The following is a 16184-nucleotide window of genomic DNA, read 5'->3' as shown; positions in this document are numbered from 1 at the left end:
CCGCTGATCGGCCGGGCGGCGGTCAGCGGTAGACGTAGCAGTAGTTGGCCTTGCCCTTGAACCGGTGGAAGGCGTTCGGGACCTTGAAGCGCCACCGGCAGCCGTCGTCGCGCTGGGCCTGGGTGAGGTACATCGTCTGGTCGTTCTTGCGCTTGACGCAGTACGCGCCCGGCCGCGGCGTCTCGCGGTACTCCACCCACTCCCAGCCCAGTGTGACGCAGTAGGCGGAGAAGTGGCCGGCACCCAGCTCGACCAGGCGGGTCGGCGTGGGCGAGGGCTTCGGCCGCTGCGGCGAGGGGGTGGCGGCCGGGTCGGTCGGGAAGTCCTCGGACGGAGGGCTGGACCGCGGCGCGCTGGACTCGGGCTCCTCCTCGTCCTGCTGCGGGGCGGGAGGCCGGGTCGTGGTCCGGGGCTTCTCGCTGCGGGCCTCGGACGGGCGGATCGCGACGGTCTGCTCGGCCGCCGGCGAGGGCGTCGGCGTGAGGGACGGGCCGGGGGACGTCGTGGTGGCCGCGCCGGTCGAGGGAGCCCGGCCGGTCTCGGCCCCCTGGGCGACGATCGGGGACTCGGCGCCGCTCCTGGCCAGCAGCGTGGCGGTCCCGGCGCCGCCCGCCGCGGCCACCACCGCCGCGACGGCCGCCGCCAGCGCCACCGTCCGTCCCCGGCCCCTCGGCCGTGGCGGAGGCGCGGGGGCGGTCGTGACGAGGGGGGACGCGGGGGCGACCGGCTGCCCGCGTACGAGGTGGTCCAGGATCTGGCGGGCGGTGGGACGCCGCGCCGGGTCCTTGTCCAGGCAGGCGGCCAGCAGGCCGCGCAGCGGCTCCTGGACGCCGTGGAGGTCGGGGGCGCCGTTCAGGATGCGGTTGATGATGGCCGGGATCGCGTCGTTGCCGAACGGCGGGCGGCCGGTGGCGGCGTACGCGATGGTGGAGGCCCAGGCGAAGACGTCCATGGCCAGCCCCGGCTCACCGCCCGAGAGCTGCTCCGGCGCCATGTACGCCGGCGTGCCGACGACCCCGCTGGTCATGGTCTCGGCCGCCGACAGCGCCTTGGCGATGCCGAAGTCGATGACCCGGGGCCCGTCGGGGCCCATCAGCACGTTCTGCGGCTTGAAGTCGCGGTGCACGATGCCGGCGTCGTGCAGCGCGACCAGCGCCGTCGCGGTGCTGACGGCCAGGCGGTCGAGGGCGCCGCCGGCCACCGGCCCCTGGCCGGAGACGACCTGGTGCAGCGAGGGGCCGGGCACGTGCTCGCTGACGATGTACGGCCGCTCGCCCACGACGCCGAAGTCCAGGACCTGCGCGGTGCAGAATCGGGCCACCCGTTTGGCCAGCTCCAGCTCGCGGGCGAAACCCGCGCGCGCGGCCGGGTCGCCGTCCAGGCGCGCGTGGAACAGCTTGACCGCGACCTGCTCGCCGGACGCGGCCCGGCCCAGGTAGACCACGCCCTGGCCGCCCGAGCCGATGCGCCCGACGATCTCGTACGCGCCCAGGCGTGCCGGGTCACCCGGCTCCAGCGGCTGAGCCTGCGGCATCTCGTCGGTCCCCCCGGGAAGGTCGCGGCTGATCGGAACTCTAGCAAGTGGCTCACGGAGCCCGGCAGATCCACTATTTTGTGATCAACCGAACAACGTACCGAAAGCTGACGCATGGACACGGAACAGGCGCCGCACGGGATCGACCCGACGGTACCCAGCGTTGCCCGCATCTACGACTTCCTCCTCGGCGGCAAGGACAACTTCGCCTCCGACCGGGCGGCCGCCGAGAAGCTCCTTCAGCTCACCCCCAACGTCAGGGAGGGCGTCCAGGAGAACCGGCGCTTCCTGAAGCGGGTCGTGCAGCAGATGGCCGCGAGCGGCATCCGCCAGTTCCTGGACATCGGCGCCGGGCTGCCGACCCAGGAGAACGTGCACCAGGTCGCGCTGGCCGCGGCTCCCGACTCGCGCATCGTCTACGTGGACAACGACCCGATCGTGCTCACCCACGGGCGCGCGCTGCTGGCCGACAACCCGCAGACGATCGTGGTGGACGGCGACATGCTCAGGCCGGAGTCGATCCTGGACAACCCGGAGGTCACCGGTCACCTCGACTTCGGCAAGCCGATCGGCCTGCTGATGCTGGCGGTCGTGCACTTCATCCCCGAGCAGGAGGACGCCGAGCGGATCGTCGCCACCCTGCGCGACCGGCTCGTGCCCGGCAGCGCCCTGGCGATGACCCACCTGACCAGCGGCGACCTGGACGAGCAGCAGGTGGCCGAGGGCCGCGCGGTCTACACCAAGGCGGCCACGGGCCTGCCCACGCCGCGCACGCACGCCCAGGTGCTCCGCTTCTTCGACGGCTTCGAGCTGGCCCCGCCCGGCCTGGTCCGCACCCGCGAGTGGCTGCGGGACGAGCCGGACGACCTGCCCGCCCTGCCCGGCGTGGACGGGTACGCGGGCATCGGCTTCATCCGCTGAGACCGTCCCGGCGCGGGTCCCCCTCCCCCGCGCGGGACGGCGTCCGGCGCCGCGCCGTGCACAGGTGGAACCCGAGCGCCGCGAGCAGCGCCAGCAGCAGCCAGGACGAGGTGAGCGCGATCAGCCACGCCCAGCCGAAGCGGCCGTAGACCGCGCCCCCGGCGGTGCCGAACACGCTGCTGCCGAGGTAGTACGCCAGCGTGTAGAGGCCGGACGCCTGGCCGCGCGCCCCCTCGGGGGCCGCGGCGGCCGTCCATCCGTTCGCGACCGTGTGCGCCGCGAAGAAGCCCCCGGTCAGCACCGCGAACCCGAGGATCACCGCGGGCAGCGCGTCCGGCAGCGTCAGCGCCCCTCCGGCGACGGTGACGGCGAGCGCCGCGATCAGGGCCCGCGCCTGGCCCACGCGGGCCACCAGGCGGGCGGCCGTGCCGGAGGAGACCGTGCCGATCGCGTAGACGAGGAAGACGAGCGAGGCGAGCGCCGGGGCCAGGCCGATCGGCGGCGCGGTGAGCCGGAACCCGGCGGCGTTGTACAGGGCCACGAACGAGCCCATGCCGAGCGCGGCGAACGCGTACTGGACCAGCAGCACCGGACGGCCCGCGGCGGCGCGCAGCCCCGCCACCACCTCGCGCGGCCGGGCCCCGCCGCTGCGCACCCCGCGCGGCGCGGGCAGCGCGACCAGGGTCACCACGCCGCACCCGAGCGCGACGACGGCCACGAGCAGCAGCGCGCCCCGCCACCCCACCGGCTCGGCGGCGGCCCCCGCGGCCAGCCTGCCCAGCATCCCGCCCACCGAGTTGCCCGCGATCATCGCTCCCACGGCCGCGACGACGCCCTTCCGGCCCAGCATCTCCACCAGGTACGCCGCCGCGACCCCGGCGAACCCTGCGATGGCCGCCCCCTGCCCCGCCCGCATGGCGAGCAGCACCGCGAAGGTGGGGGCGAGCGGCAGCAGCAACCCCAGCACCACCGACACGACCATCGAGGCCAGGATCACCCGCCGGCGCCCGGCGATCTCCGACAACGCGGCGACCGGAAGCACCGCGACCGCGAGCCCGCCGGTGGCCACCCCGACGGCGAGCGAGGCACCGCCGGGATCGAGCCGGAAGTCCGCGGCGAGCTGCGGCAACACGGGCTGCGGGGCGTACAGCAGCGCGAACGACGCGATACCCCCGGCCGCGACCGCCACGGCGACCCGCCGCGCAGTACGCCGATCAGAGCCCGGGGTAGCGCCACGATCAGAGCCCCGATCGCCACCGAGGCCGGAGGCCCGGCGGACATGCCGCCCGGAATCCCGGCCGGAATCCCGCTCGGAACCGGCAGGAAGTTCGGTCACAGCCACGTCTCCGACGCTAGGCCGCGCCGACATATACGTCCAATACCGCGATCTGCCAGAATTCATACCATGACGTATGAGTCGGATTCCGCGGACCCGCACGAGCGGGTGGCCGCCCGGCTCGCGCCCGGCCTGGCCCTGCTGGCGGCGATCCGCGAGACGCAGCACGTGACCAGGGCGGCCGAGCTGCTCGGCGTACCGCAGCCCACGGTGAGCAGGCGGCTCGCCGCACTGGGCGAGACCGTCGGCACGCCGCTTGTCGTCCCGGACGGCCGCGGCGTGCGCCTGACCCGGGCCGGGCACCTCGTCGCCGACGCCGCGGCCCGCGCGCTCACGGTGCTGGCCGCGGGCGCCCGTGAGGCCCACGAGGAGATCGACCCCGAGAGCGGCCGGGTGGTGCTCGGCTTCCTGCACCTGCTCGGACGCTCCCTGGTGCCCTCACTCGTCCGCGGCTACCGCGAGCGCAACCCGCGCGCCCGCTTCACCCTCGTGCAGGGCGCGCGCGACGAGATGCTGCACCGCCTGGCCGCCGGGGAGCTGGACCTGGTGCTGGTCGCGCCCCCGCCCCCTCCCGGCGATCCGGCGCTGGCCGCCGCCCCGCTGGCCCGGCAGGAGCTCGTCGTCACCCTCCCCGCCTCCCACCCCCTCGCCGGCCGCGCCACCATCGCCGCCGCCGAACTGGCCGGAGAGGATCTGGTCACCCTGGAACGCGGATACGGCCTGCGCCAGATCACCGACGAGCTGTGCGCCGCGGCGGGCTTCCGCCCCCGGATCGCCTTCGAGGGCCAGGAGACCGAGACGATCCGCGGCCTGGTCACCGCGGGCCTCGGCGTGGCCCTGCTCCCCCGCTCCAGCCCGCCCCCCGACCCGGCGCTGGTCGCCGAGATCCCCATGTCACCGCCGGTCTTCCGCACGATCGGACTGTGCTGGCGCGCCGCGGAACGCCTCACCCCGGCCGTACGCGCCTGCCGCGACTTCATCCTCGCCGAATCCCCCGACCTGGCCCCCGAATTCCTCCCCCTCGGCCCCCGCCCCTCCCCGGCCCTCGTCCCGGACGGCATGGCCCCGGACGAGGAGGATGAGAAGTAGATCTCCCCCTATAACGCCAATTTCATTATGTCGTCAAAAATGCACATCTGAGGGATTTATCCAGATATATAGGGCATGCCGAGTGCGAGCGAACTGGATATGTGCTCGCCAGGACCTGGCGGCACCCCGGTCAAGGAGAATCACGTGAAGAGCAGGACTGCACTTCTCGCCTCGGGCCTCGCCGCACTGGCACTGGCCCCGGTCTCCCCCTTCGCCCAAGCGTCCGCCGCCGTCACGACCCCGACCCCGCCGCCGGACGTCGCCACGCCAGCGCCCACCGATGAGATGGGCCCGACCGAGGAGCCCACCGACGGCATGACTCCTCCGCCGGAGGAGTCCCCGGAGGAGACGCCCCCGGAGTCGCCCACCGATGAGACGGCCACGCCCACGGAGTCGCCGACCGGACCCGCCGCGGCCCCGTTCGGCCCCGGCTGCGCCAACCTGCCGACGTCCGGGCCGGGCAGCGTCGAGAACATGTCCGGCCAGCCGGTCGGCACCGCCATCGAGGAGAGCCCGCAGCTCTCCATGCTCGCCAAGGCCATCCAGGCGGCCGGCCTGACCGACAGGCTGAACTCCGAGCAGGACATCACCGTCTTCGCGCCCACCGATGAGGCCTTCAAGAACATCTCGCAGGAAGACCTGAGCAAGCTGATGGCCGACAAGGGTCAGCTCACCAGGGTCCTGGAGAACCACGTCGTCACCGGGAAGATCGACAAGGACAGCCTGACCGCGGGCCCGCTGGACACCCTCGGCGGCGACCAGCTCACCGTCACCGGCTCCGGTGAGGACTTCACCGTCAACGGCGACGCCAAGATCTCCTGTGGTGGCATCACCACCCAGAACGCCACGCTCTACCTCGTGGACAAGGTCCTCATGCCCTGACCGCGACGAGCCGTACGAGCACCCGGACCCGCCGGCCTGCCATCAGGGCCGGCGGGTCCTCGCGTTCCAGGAGCGCGGGTTCAGCTCGCGAGCGGCGGCGGGATCTCGGGGTGGACGTCCCGCGGCATCTTGTCCGCGCGCAGTCCGCGCCAGGAGGGGTGGCGGAGGTAGCCCTCCGAGGTCCACTCGGCGTACTGGACCTCGCCCACCAGCTCCGGCTCGACCCAGTGCGCGTCGCGGGCGTGCTCGCGCGGGACCTGCCCGGCGAAGGGGGAGGTGGGCCGGGCCAGCGGGGCGAGGCGCTCGCCGAGGTCGCGCAGCATGGCCTGGGTGAACCCGGTGCCGACGTGCCCGGCGAACACCAGAACGCCGCCCTCCGCCGACGCGGCGCCCGGTGCGGCGCGGCGGGCGCCGTCGTACACGCCGAGGAGCAGGGACCCGATCATGCCCGCGCGGCGGCCGGCGCCGGGCTTCCAGCCGCCGATCACGACCTCCTGCGTACGGACGTTCTTGACCTTGATCCAGTCGGCGCTGCGCCGCCCCGGCCGGTACGGCGAGTCCAGCCGCTTGGCGACCACGCCCTCCAGCCCCATCTGCCGGCTGAAGTCCACCGCGTCGTGGCCGTCGCCGGGGAACCACACCGGCACCTGCCAGCGCGCGCCCGGACTGACCAGGCCCTCCAGCAGGTCACGCCGCTTGGTGTAGGCCCGCTCGACGGACGGCGTGTCGTCCACGTGCAGCACGTCGAACAGCAGGTACGTCACCGGCACCGCCCGCACCAGCTCGGCGATGCGCGCCGGGCGGCGCTGGTGCATCCGGGGTTGCAACGCCTCGAACGAGGGCCGCCCGCGCTCGTCGAAGGCGACGATCTCGCCGTCCAGGACCACGTCATGGCGGCCGACCGCGCCCGCGAGCATGGCGAGCTCCGGGTAGGCCACGGTGATGTCCCTGGCGTTGCGGGAGATGAGCCGGACCGCTCCTCCCTCCACGTACGCCAGTGCGCGGACGCCGTCCCACTTCATTTCGTACCCGTACGCGTCTCCGCCCGGCAGTTCGCCGAGCTGAGCCGTCATGGGTTTGTAAGGCGGCAATCCCCCCACATGGGGATATATACCCCATGGCTGGTATGGCGTCACCCCCCTGGAAGTGTCGGTGGCCGGTGCCATGATGAGTGGTATGCCCGACCGGGAGGAGACGATCGTGGGGTTGCCCACGGACGACGCCGTCGTCGCGGCGCTACGTGCGGGCGACGAGGCGATGTTCGCGGCGATGCTGGACACCTGGTCGCAGGGCATGCTGCGGCTGGCCCGGTCCTACGTGTCCACCAGCGATTCGGCCGAGGAGGTGGTGCAGGACACCTGGCTTGCGGTGATCCGCGGCATCGACGCCTTCGAGGGGCGCTCCTCGCTCAAGACATGGGTTTACCGCATCCTGGTCAACACGGCCATGAAGCGGGGGGCGCGCGAGAGCCGCACCGTCCCGTGGAGCAGCGCGTTCGACGGCGACGGCGGATCGCCGCACGACGGAGCGCGCTTCCGCGACGCCGACGCCCCGTTCCCCGGCTCCTGGAAGGAGGTCCCCGCGGCGTGGCCCGCCCCCGAGGGCGAGATCCTCGCCTCCGAGGTACGCACCGAGATCGCGGCGGCGCTGGCCGCGCTCCCGGCCCGCCAGCGTACGGTGATCACGCTGCGCGACATCGAAGGATGCACGTCGGAGGAGGTCTGCGAGATCCTGGAGATCTCCCCGGCCAACCAGCGGGTCCTGCTGCACCGCGCCCGCTCGGCGGTCCGCGACCGGCTTGAGGAGTATTTCGAGACGGCCAGACGTTCCGCTTAAATGAACGCGTAAGTGAACGCTGAGCACCCGCGCACACGGGTGAAGCGGTTCACGGCCCTGCTGGACGTGGCGAGGCGGTTCGACAAGTGAAACGGTTCAAGCTCGGTGAGGTAAGGCGGTCTAAATCGTGAAGCGGTTCAGATGTCAGGAACTGGTCGAACTCGCGACCGCCTACGTGGACCGCGAGCTGGACGAGCCCGCGCGGCTCGGGTTCGAGGACCACATGGCCGAATGCCTGCCCTGCGCCCGCTACGTGGACCAGTTCCGCATGACCGTTCACGCACTCGGTCACCTCCCGTTCGACGAGCCCCCGGCCACGCTCAGCGAACACACCCGATCCACCCTCCTGGCCGCCTTCCGCGCCACCCGCCCCAAGCCTCCCGAATCCCCCGACCGTGACACCACGCCCCCGGAGCGGCCGGCGACGCATCCCGGCTGGCAGACCACGCACGCCCACCCACCCGCACTGCACTCCGACCGCCCAGCAGCCCAATCGGACTGAGCACCACCGCGCCCGGCTGACCACCACCGCGTCCCGCCGCCCCGGCCCACGATCCCGCCCGCCGGATGCGCCCTGGCCCTCAGCGGTGCGGCCCGACCATACTCGCCATCACTCACCGTCGCCGGAGACGGCCTTCCGGAACGCGTCGGGTGTTCCAAGGTGGCGCTGGAGCAGGTCTTCCGCGCGAGCGCCACGCACCTCGCCCCGTGCGCCTGCACCACAACCCGACCGGCCTCACCCCAGACCGAAACGCCACCCACTCACGCCCCCTCGAACGCAACCATCCACCACGCCACCACAAACCCCCAGCCAGCGGCCCCACCCGCACCGCCACACCCCCATCCACTCCGGCGGCCGACCGGAACCCACCCACTCACGGCGCCCCCCACACCGGCCGCCCACCGGAACCCACCCACTCACGGCGCCCCTCACACCCGCCCCCCACCAGACCCCACCCACTCACCACGCCCCCCACACCCGCCCCCCACCAGACCCCACCCACTCACCACGCCCCCCACACCCGCCCCCCACCAGAACCCGCACACTCACCACGCCCCCCACACCCGCCCCCCACCAGACCCCGCACACTCACCACGCCCCCCACACCCGCCCCCCACCAGACCCCACCCACTCACCGCGCTCCTCACTACCACCGCCCCCACCCCGACCCCAACCACTCGCGGCAACCTCCCGTAGCGCTTCCCCTCATCTCCCGGCAACGGGAGATTTCCCGGCGACCTCCGTAACGCTCGCGCGGCTCGCGGATCTATAGATCCGTACGCGCAGCAGGCGAAGGGGGAAGCCGATGTCGGGTCCGGCGGCCGATGGTGCGCTGATCCGCAGCCAGGGCCAGGTGGAGGCGTTCGCGCGCGAGTGCTTTCGTCCGGCGGGCGAGAGCGGCCCCGGGGCCGACCGGGTCGGGGCCGAGCTGGAGTTCCTGGTCTTCGACCGCGCCGATCCGGCGCGCCAGGTGCCGATCGCGCGCCTGGCCGAGGCGCTGCGCCCGGTCACGCCCCTGCCCGGTGGCAGCCGGATCACCTTCGAGCCCGGTGGCCAGCTCGAACTCTCCGGCCGGGCCGCCTCCCTGCCCGGCTCCCTCGCCGCCCTGGCCGGCGACGTCGCGGCCGTGCGGGCCGCGCTCGACGGCGCGGGTCTCGTGCTGGCCGGGATCGGGCTCGACCCGGTCCGTCCGGCGCGCCGCCAGCTCCGCCTGCCGCGCTACGAGGCGATGGCCGCGTATCTCGCGCCGCCGTACGGGCCGCTGATGATGTGCTCCACGGCGTCGATCCAGGTCAACCTCGACCTCGGCGGCCACCCCGCCGAGCGCTGGCGCCGCGCCCACCTGCTCGGCCCGGTGCTGATGGCCGCCTTCTCCAACTCACCCCTGCGCGAGGGCCGCCCCTCCGGCTGGATGTCCGGCCGCCAGCAGGTCTGGGCCCACCTCGACCCCACCCGCACCTCCCCCGTCCCGGCCACCGCCGATCCGTCCGAAGGCTGGGCCGCCTACCTCCTCGCCGCCCGCGTCATGCTCCGCCGCGACCCGGCCGACGCCTCCGCACCCCCCGACCCTGACGGCCTCACCTACGTCCCGGTGTCCGACGGCTCCACCTTCGCCGACTGGATCGCCGACCCGGCCCGCCACGGCCGTCCGCCCACCCTGGCCGACCTGACCTATCACGCCACCACGCTCTTCCCGCCCGTACGCCCCCGGGGCTGGCTGGAGATCCGCTACCTCGACGCCCAGCACCCGTCGCTCTGGCCGGTCTGCGTGGCCGTGACCCACGCCCTCATCATGGACGACCACGCCGCCGACACCGCCCTGACCGCCATCGAGGCCCATGGGATCAGCCCTGACCCGCCCTCCACGACACCCCACACGGCCACCCCGCCCGAAAACGCCACCCGCACGGCCACCGGGAACGGCGCGACGAGCACAGACGCCGCTCCCACGGTCATCGAGAACGGCGCGGCGCGTGCAGACACCGGCCCCACGGTCATCGAGAACGGCGGCGCAACGCGCGCAGACGCCACGCCCACGGCCACCGGGAACGGCACGGCGTATACAGACGCCGCGCTCAGCCCAGCCGGCACCCCCACCGAAATCGGCACGACCACCGAAACCGGTGCGGCCACCAAAACCGGTGCGGCCAGCGCACCGGCCGTGCCGGGTCGCCCGATCAGCGCGCCCGACGGAACCGGCTCGCCAACGACGGGGCCCGGTTCAGGGGGTGCGCCGGCCGACATCTGGCAGGACGCAGCGCGATGCGGGCTGGCCGATCCGCGGCTGCGACGTGCGGCCGAAGTGTGCTTCGCGGCGGCTCTCGACGCCCTGCCCCGGTTGGGGGCGGGCCCCGAGCTGATCCGCATGGTGGCCGACTACGCCGACCGCTACGTCAGGACCGGCCGCTCCCCCGCCGCCACCCTGATCGAGCTGTCCACCGCCGACGGCGGACTCACCCCGTCCGGCCTCCTGCCCCACCTACTGGAAGCAGGGGGCGTGAATTCGCCGCCGCCTGGTTCCGCTCGTCCCGCCAGCGAGGCCACCGCCCCTGCCCCTCCCACGGGCCCGGCCGCGCCGGCGGCCCGGGAAGTGCGAGAGGTTCCGGCGGCCCAGAAGGGCCTGGACGCTCTGGGTACCCATGAAGCTTGGACCGCCCTCGCCTCCCAGGAGGCCCTGTCGGCTCCGACGGCCTCGGACACCGTGTCGGCACCGGCCAGTCGGGAAGCCCAGGCCACCCAGGAAGCCCTGTCGGCCCCGGCTGCTCGGGAAGCCGCGCCGCGCCCGGCGGTCCGGGGAGCCGCGGCCGGCCGGGCCGCCCGTGCCTCCCAGGAAACCTCCGCCCAGGAAACCTCTGCCCAGGAAACGTCCGCCGAGGAAGCCTCCATCCAGCAAACGTCCGCCGAGGAAGCCTCCGCCCAGGAAGCCTCCACCCTGCAAACGTCCACCCAGGAAGCCTCTGTCCAGGCAGCCTCCGCTCAACCCGCTCCAGCCGTCCCGGCCTCTCGTGGTCGTGGACGGGCCGGGCCGCGCCGTCCCGATCCCGGCGCTCATGCGCTCGCCGCCGTCTCTCCCTCCGGACCGGAAGGAACGCCATGACCGAACTCGACCTCAAGGAACGGATCGCGGCCGGCCTCGCCGCCGTGCGCGACCGGTCCCTGACCTACACCGACGCCGAGGACGACATCCTGCTGCGGCAGCATTCCACGCTGATGTCGCCCCTGGTGTGGGACCTCGCGCATGTCGGCAACTACGAGGAGCTGTGGGTGCTGCGCGAGGCCGGGGGCATCACGCCGCTGCGGCCCGAGATCGACGACATCTACGACGCGTTCAAGCACCCCCGCAAGGACCGCCCGTCGCTGCCGATCCTGGGCCCCAGGGAGGCGCGCGAGTACATCTCCGGCGTGCGGGGCCGGGTGCTCGACGTGCTCGACACCATCGACCTGGACGCGCCCGACCCGCTGCGCCGCGCCGGGTTCGTCTTCGGCCTGGTGATCCAGCACGAGCACCAGCACGACGAGACCATGCTCGCCACGCTGCAGCTCTCCCGGCAGCCCGGCCTGGTCCGCGACGGCGAGCTGCCGCCCGGCCGACCCGGGGGGCCGGAGGAGGTGTTCGTGCCCGCGGGCCGGTTCCAGATGGGCACCGGCACCCTGCCGTGGGCCTACGACAACGAGCGCCCCGCCCACTGGGTCGATCTGCCCGCCTACTGGATCGACCGGCTGCCGGTCGGCAACGCCGCCTACGCCGCGTTCATCGAGGCCGGAGGGTACGACGATCCGCGCTGGTGGACCCCGGAGGGCTGGCGGTGGCACCAGGAGAGCGGGGCCACCGCGCCGCTGTTCTGGACCAGGGACGGCGACACCTGGTGGCGTGTCCGCTTCGGCCGCACCGAGCCGGTGCCGCCCGATGAGCCGGTGCAGCACGTGAGCTGGTACGAAGCCGACGCCTACGCCCGCTGGGCGGGCAAGCGCCTGCCCACCGAGGCCGAGTGGGAGAAGGCGTGCGGCTGGGACCCTGTCGCGGGCCGGGCCCGCACCTACCCGTGGGGCGACGCCGATCCCGATCCCGGCCTGGCCAATCTCGGCCACCGGGCCGCGCGGCCGGCGCCGCTGGGGGCGTACCCCCGGGGGGCGAGCGCCTACGGCGCCGAGCAGATGATCGGCGAGGTGTGGGAGTGGACGGGCTCGTGGTTCCAGCCCTACCCCGGGTTCCGCAGCTTCCCGTACAAGGAGTACAGCGAAGTGTTCTTCGGGCAGGAGTACCGGGTGCTGCGCGGCGGCTCGTGGGCGGCCGATCCGGCGGCGGTGCGCACCACCTTCCGCAACTGGGACTACCCCATCCGGCGGCAGATCTTCAGCGGCTTCCGCTGCGCCCGCTCGGCCACTCCGGAGGAAGCCGGCGCCCCGATCACCCCGGGGCGGGCCTGATGTGCCGGCACGTGGCCTGGCTCGGCCCGCCGCGCAGCCTGGCCTCGCTCATCCACGAGCCGGAGCACGGCCTGCTCAAGCAGTCCTACGCCCCGCGCCGTCAGCGGCACGGCACCGTCAACGCCGACGGCTTCGGCATGGGCTGGTACGACCCGGCCCGTCCGGAGCCGGTCCGCTACCGGCGCGCGGTGCCGATGTGGACCGACGCCAACCTGCCCGCGCTCGCCGAGGTGGCCCGGTCCCACTGCCTGCTGGCCGCGGTGCGAACCGCGACGGTCGGCATGCCCATCGAGGAGAGCGCCACCGCGCCGTTCGCCAGCGGCCCGTGGCTGCTCAGTCACAACGGCCGGGTGGCGCGCGACACCATCCCGTCCTACGCCGAGGGGGCCGAGAGCACCTGCGACTCCGCCTGGCTGGCGGCGGCGGCGTTCGTACGGCTGCGCGGCGGGATGGCGCTCGGCGAGACCCTCGCCGAGGTCGTGACGCACGCGGGCGCCAAGGATCCGGCGGCCCGGCTCAACCTGCTCGCCAGCGACGGCGTCACGGTCGCGGCCACCGCGTGGGGCGACACGCTCTTCCTCCACCAGCGCGACGGCGCGTTACTGGCGAGCGAGCCGCTCGACGACGACCCCGGCTGGCAGCCGGTGCCCGACCGAAGCCTCGTCCTCGCCACTCCCGACGGCCTGAGCATCCAGCCCTTGTGACCGAGGGGGCGGCGAGGGCCCCGGCACCCACACCACCGTCCGAGCGCCGGAGCCGGCACGGGCGGCCTACCGTCCCGGTCCACCGTCCCGGCACGGGCGGCCCACCGTCCCGGCCCACCGTCCCGGCACGGGCGGCGAGGTCCCGGCACGGGCGGCCCCGTGCCGGAGCACGCGCGCCGAGGACACCGGCGAACACGACACCGGCGAACACGACACCGACAAGGGACGACACCGCAAGCACGACACCTGCAAGCAGCACACCCGACAACACCACACCGCCCGCACCACACCGGCCAGCACCACACCTGCAAGCACCACACCGCCCACACCACACCGGCCGGCACCACGCCGGCCGGCACGACACCACCGGACGCAGCAGTCGGCGAAGGCGCTGCGACCACCATCGACCCAGGAGGCCCCGTGCCCGCAAGCCAGGCAGCCGTACGCCTGACCCGACTCATCGACGATGACTACCTGCGCAAGGCGCTCGAACACGACGTCCGTGCCGGGCTCACCGCGTCGCCGAAGTGGCTGCCGCCGAAATGGTTCTACGATGAGGCGGGCAGCGAGCTGTTCTCCCAGATCACCCGGCTGCCCGAGTACTATCCGACGCGGCGTGAGCTGGCCATCCTGCGCGAGCGGGCCGGCGCCATCGCCGCGCGATCCGGTGCCGACACGCTCGTCGAGCTGGGCTCGGGCACCAGCGAGAAGACCGTGCTGCTGCTCGACGCGCTCGCCGAGCGCGGGCTGCGGGCGTACACGCCGGTGGACGTGGACGCGGTCACCCTGGAGGCCGCGGCCCACCGGCTCGCCGCCCGATACCCCGGCCTGGCGGTGCACGCGGTCTGCGCCGACTTCGAACGCCACCTGGCCCTGCTGCCGCGGACCGGCCGCCGCATGGTGGCCTTCCTCGGCGGCACGATCGGCAACCTCACGCCGGGCGCCCGCGAGGTGTTCCTCAAGGAGCTGCGCGGCACCCTGAGCCCCGGCGACACGTTCCTGCTGGGCGCCGACCTGGTCAAGGACAAGGGCCGGCTGGTCGCGGCGTACGACGACGCGGCCGGGGTGACGGCCGCCTTCAACCGCAACGTCCTGCACGTCATCGACCGCGAACTTGACGCCGACTTCGAGCCCGGCGCGTTCGAGCACGTCGCGCTGTACGACGAGCAGCACGACTGGATCGAGATGCGCCTGCGCGCGACCCGCGCCATGGCGGTCCACGTCCGCGCCCTGAACCTGCGCGTCTCGTTCGCCGCGGGAGAGGAGATGCGCACCGAGATCAGCGCCAAGTTCCGCCTCGACGGACTGCGCGCCGAACTCACCGCGGCCGGTTTCACCCCCGACCAGACCTACACCGACCCCGAGGGCGACTTCGCCCTGCTCCTGTCCCGGGCGTGAGCCCCAGCCCACCGTCCTCCCCGCCGGGGAGGGCACCGAGGCGGCCGGCGAAAGGTGATGCGGATCGCCGATGAGGTTTCTCGACACGGCCGGTTGCAGCGTGCCGTCCGACAGGGTGGTGCGGGCCATGACCGACCACCTGCGCCACGAGCAGGAGGTCGGCGGCTACGCGGCGGCCCCCGATCTCACCCCCGCCCGCGCCGCCCTGCTCGCCCTGGTCGGCCACGGCCCCCCGGCGGACGCTCCCGGCGTCGCGTTCCTGGAGAGCGGGACGGCGGCCATGGGGGCGTTGCTCGGAGGGTGGCGGTTGCCGGCCGGGAGTGTGGTCGGGGTGACCCGGGGCGAGTACGCGAGCACGCTCATGCTGCTGCGCCATCTCGCCCGCGCACGGGGGTGGCGGCTGGCCGAGATCCCGGTGGACGGGCACGCACGGCTGGACCTGGACGGGCTGGGCGCGATGCTGGGCCGGCTGGACCTGGTGGTGCTCTCGCACATCGCCTCGCACCGGGGTGTCGTGCAGCCCGTGGCCGAGGTGGGGCGGCTGTGCCGGGCCGCCGGGGTGCCGTGCGTGCTGGACGTGTGCCAGTCGCTCGGGCATGTGCCGGTCGGCGACGCGGGGGCGACGGCGTACGTGGGAACCTCGCGCAAGTGGCTCGGCGGGCCACGCGGCGTCGGGTTTCTGATCATGCCTGGGCCCGCGGACGCGGAGATGCAGGCCGCCGTCCCCGCGCTCGGCGGGTACACCTGGCCGCCGGACGACGATGCCGGTTCCCGGCGTGCGGCGCTGCTGTCCGCCGACCCGGTGCCGCTGGCGGGCGCGGCCAGGTACGAGACCTCCGAGACCGCGGTCGCGGCACGGGCGGGGTTCCAGGTCGCGGTGCTCGATCACCTGCGGCTCGGCCCGGAGGCGGTCCACGCCCGGCTGGCCGGCCTCGGCGCCATGGCCCGGAACATCCTCGACGGCGCCGGCGGCTGGCGGGCCGGTGAGCCACCGGACGAGCCCTCGGCGCTGGTCACCCTGCTGCCGCCCCCGGACACCCCCGACCCGGAGGCGGCGGTGGAGGAGGCCAGGGCCCGCGCCGCCGAGGCGTCACTGCGCATCGCGTCCGTACCCGTGGCCCGAGCCCCGGCCGATTTGGCCACACCCGTGCTGCGCGTCAGCCCGCCGCTGGGCGCCACCGAGGACGACCTGCGCGCCCTGGCCCGCGTACTCGCCGCCCGATCGCACGCGGTGCGGTAGGCGGGGGCATGGCGGTCACCACCGCACCCGCCGCCCACACGCAGCCGTGGTGGCGGCGGCGGGAGGCCGACGCGTTTCCGCAGGTTCCGGCATCCCCGTTCCGCCTTCTGGAGGATCCACCGGACCCTCTCCAGGGCGCACGCGTGCAGGGACCGGGGCGAGTGGCGAGGTTCATGGGCGGCGCGGCGGAAGCGGACGGACAAGATCACGAGCAGCGGGTCCGGCGGCCGGGGGGCATAGGCCGGTCTCAGGGGGGCGGTGAGGGGGCATGGGTGGCGGGAGGAGTCGGGGAGGCGGGGTGAGGCATGCTGGGG

13 protein-coding genes are annotated in these 16184 nt (G+C 73.9%); 10 read left to right on the top strand and 3 right to left on the bottom strand.

Annotation, left to right across the window (positions count from 1 at the left end; translation table 11 throughout):
• Window positions 1-22 precede the first annotated feature (22 nt).
• Complete coding sequence (locus HNP84_RS54745; protein ID WP_185048177.1) at window positions 23-1534, bottom strand: serine/threonine protein kinase; 1512 nt, start codon at window positions 1532-1534, stop codon at window positions 23-25.
• 114 nt (window positions 1535-1648) lie between these two features.
• Between HNP84_RS54745 and HNP84_RS05085 the strand changes: the two genes are divergently transcribed.
• The gene (locus tag HNP84_RS05085; RefSeq protein WP_185048176.1) at window positions 1649-2455 is read left to right on the top strand and encodes an SAM-dependent methyltransferase; all 807 of its coding nucleotides are present in this window, start codon (window positions 1649-1651) and stop codon (window positions 2453-2455) included.
• On the opposite strand, the gene HNP84_RS05080 is transcribed toward HNP84_RS05085, so the two are convergent.
• Entirely contained in the window at window positions 2445-3644 is a 1200-nt protein-coding gene (locus HNP84_RS05080; protein ID WP_312923810.1) for an MFS transporter, read from the bottom strand. The two genes, HNP84_RS05085 and HNP84_RS05080, sit on opposite strands and share 11 nt — an antisense overlap.
• A gap of 216 nt (window positions 3645-3860) precedes the next feature.
• Between HNP84_RS05080 and HNP84_RS05075 the strand changes: the two genes are divergently transcribed.
• Together HNP84_RS05075 and HNP84_RS05070 are read left to right on the top strand one after the other, a co-directional pair.
• Window positions 3861-4880, top strand: a complete 1020-nt coding sequence (locus HNP84_RS05075; protein ID WP_185048174.1) for a LysR family transcriptional regulator — start codon at window positions 3861-3863, stop codon at window positions 4878-4880.
• Between the two features lie 144 nt (window positions 4881-5024).
• Window positions 5025-5762: a fasciclin domain-containing protein gene (locus HNP84_RS05070; RefSeq protein WP_312923807.1), complete on the top strand. Its 738-nt coding sequence runs from the start codon at window positions 5025-5027 to the stop codon at window positions 5760-5762.
• Window positions 5763-5842: 80 nt separating this feature from the next.
• Here the strand turns inward: HNP84_RS05070 and ligD are convergent, their stop codons facing one another.
• A complete protein-coding gene (gene ligD / locus HNP84_RS05065; RefSeq protein ID WP_221335871.1) occupies window positions 5843-6835 on the bottom strand; it encodes a non-homologous end-joining DNA ligase in 993 nt (330 codons plus the stop codon).
• 103 nt (window positions 6836-6938) lie between these two features.
• On the opposite strand from ligD, the gene HNP84_RS05060 reads away from it, so the two are divergent.
• The 7 genes from HNP84_RS05060 (at window position 6939) to HNP84_RS05030 (ending at window position 15870) form a co-directional block, all read left to right on the top strand.
• Entirely contained in the window at window positions 6939-7598 is a 660-nt protein-coding gene (locus tag HNP84_RS05060) for an RNA polymerase sigma factor (RefSeq protein ID WP_246517809.1), read from the top strand.
• Window positions 7599-7725: 127 nt separating this feature from the next.
• Window positions 7726-8100, top strand: a complete 375-nt coding sequence (locus tag HNP84_RS05055; protein ID WP_185048172.1) for an anti-sigma factor family protein — start codon at window positions 7726-7728, stop codon at window positions 8098-8100.
• Window positions 8101-8905: 805 nt separating this feature from the next.
• The gene (locus tag HNP84_RS54740) at window positions 8906-11197 is read left to right on the top strand and encodes a glutamate-cysteine ligase family protein (RefSeq protein ID WP_281396019.1); all 2292 of its coding nucleotides are present in this window, start codon (window positions 8906-8908) and stop codon (window positions 11195-11197) included.
• Window positions 11194-12528, top strand: a complete 1335-nt coding sequence (gene egtB / locus HNP84_RS05045) for an ergothioneine biosynthesis protein EgtB (protein WP_185048171.1) — start codon at window positions 11194-11196, stop codon at window positions 12526-12528. Before HNP84_RS54740 ends, egtB begins: the two co-directional genes overlap by 4 nt.
• The gene (gene egtC / locus HNP84_RS05040) at window positions 12528-13232 is read left to right on the top strand and encodes an ergothioneine biosynthesis protein EgtC (protein WP_185048170.1); all 705 of its coding nucleotides are present in this window, start codon (window positions 12528-12530) and stop codon (window positions 13230-13232) included. The genes egtB and egtC overlap by 1 nt, the downstream gene beginning before the upstream one ends.
• Window positions 13233-13652: 420 nt before the next feature.
• Window positions 13653-14630 carry an L-histidine N(alpha)-methyltransferase gene (gene egtD, locus HNP84_RS05035; RefSeq protein ID WP_185048169.1) on the top strand — a complete coding sequence of 326 codons (978 nt, stop codon included), beginning with the start codon at window positions 13653-13655 and terminating at the stop codon, window positions 14628-14630.
• Between the two features lie 70 nt (window positions 14631-14700).
• Window positions 14701-15870: an aminotransferase class V-fold PLP-dependent enzyme gene (locus HNP84_RS05030; RefSeq protein ID WP_185048168.1), complete on the top strand. Its 1170-nt coding sequence runs from the start codon at window positions 14701-14703 to the stop codon at window positions 15868-15870.
• Window positions 15871-16184: the final 314 nt, after the last annotated feature.

The sequence above is a fragment of the Thermocatellispora tengchongensis genome (assembly GCF_014202315.1).
GTDB lineage: Bacteria > Actinomycetota > Actinomycetes > Streptosporangiales > Streptosporangiaceae > Thermocatellispora > Thermocatellispora tengchongensis.
Note: the sequence above shows the minus strand (reverse complement) of the source record. Positions and strands in the feature narration are given on the sequence as shown.

What these genes read in the sequence shown, in the direction of transcription:
- HNP84_RS54745 (WP_185048177.1), bottom strand. Translation starts at nt 1,534, where the DNA reads ATGCCGCAGGCTCAGCCGCTGGAGCCGGGTGACCCGGCACGCCTGGGC.
- HNP84_RS05085 (WP_185048176.1), top strand. Translation starts at nt 1,649, where the DNA reads ATGGACACGGAACAGGCGCCGCACGGGATCGACCCGACGGTACCCAGC.
- HNP84_RS05075 (WP_185048174.1), top strand. Translation starts at nt 3,861, where the DNA reads ATGACGTATGAGTCGGATTCCGCGGACCCGCACGAGCGGGTGGCCGCC.
- ligD (WP_221335871.1), bottom strand. Translation starts at nt 6,835, where the DNA reads ATGACGGCTCAGCTCGGCGAACTGCCGGGCGGAGACGCGTACGGGTAC.
- HNP84_RS05060 (WP_246517809.1), top strand. Translation starts at nt 6,939, where the DNA reads ATGCCCGACCGGGAGGAGACGATCGTGGGGTTGCCCACGGACGACGCC.
- HNP84_RS54740 (WP_281396019.1), top strand. Translation starts at nt 8,906, where the DNA reads ATGTCGGGTCCGGCGGCCGATGGTGCGCTGATCCGCAGCCAGGGCCAG.
- egtB (WP_185048171.1), top strand. Translation starts at nt 11,194, where the DNA reads ATGACCGAACTCGACCTCAAGGAACGGATCGCGGCCGGCCTCGCCGCC.
- egtC (WP_185048170.1), top strand. Translation starts at nt 12,528, where the DNA reads ATGTGCCGGCACGTGGCCTGGCTCGGCCCGCCGCGCAGCCTGGCCTCG.
- HNP84_RS05030 (WP_185048168.1), top strand. Translation starts at nt 14,701, where the DNA reads ATGAGGTTTCTCGACACGGCCGGTTGCAGCGTGCCGTCCGACAGGGTG.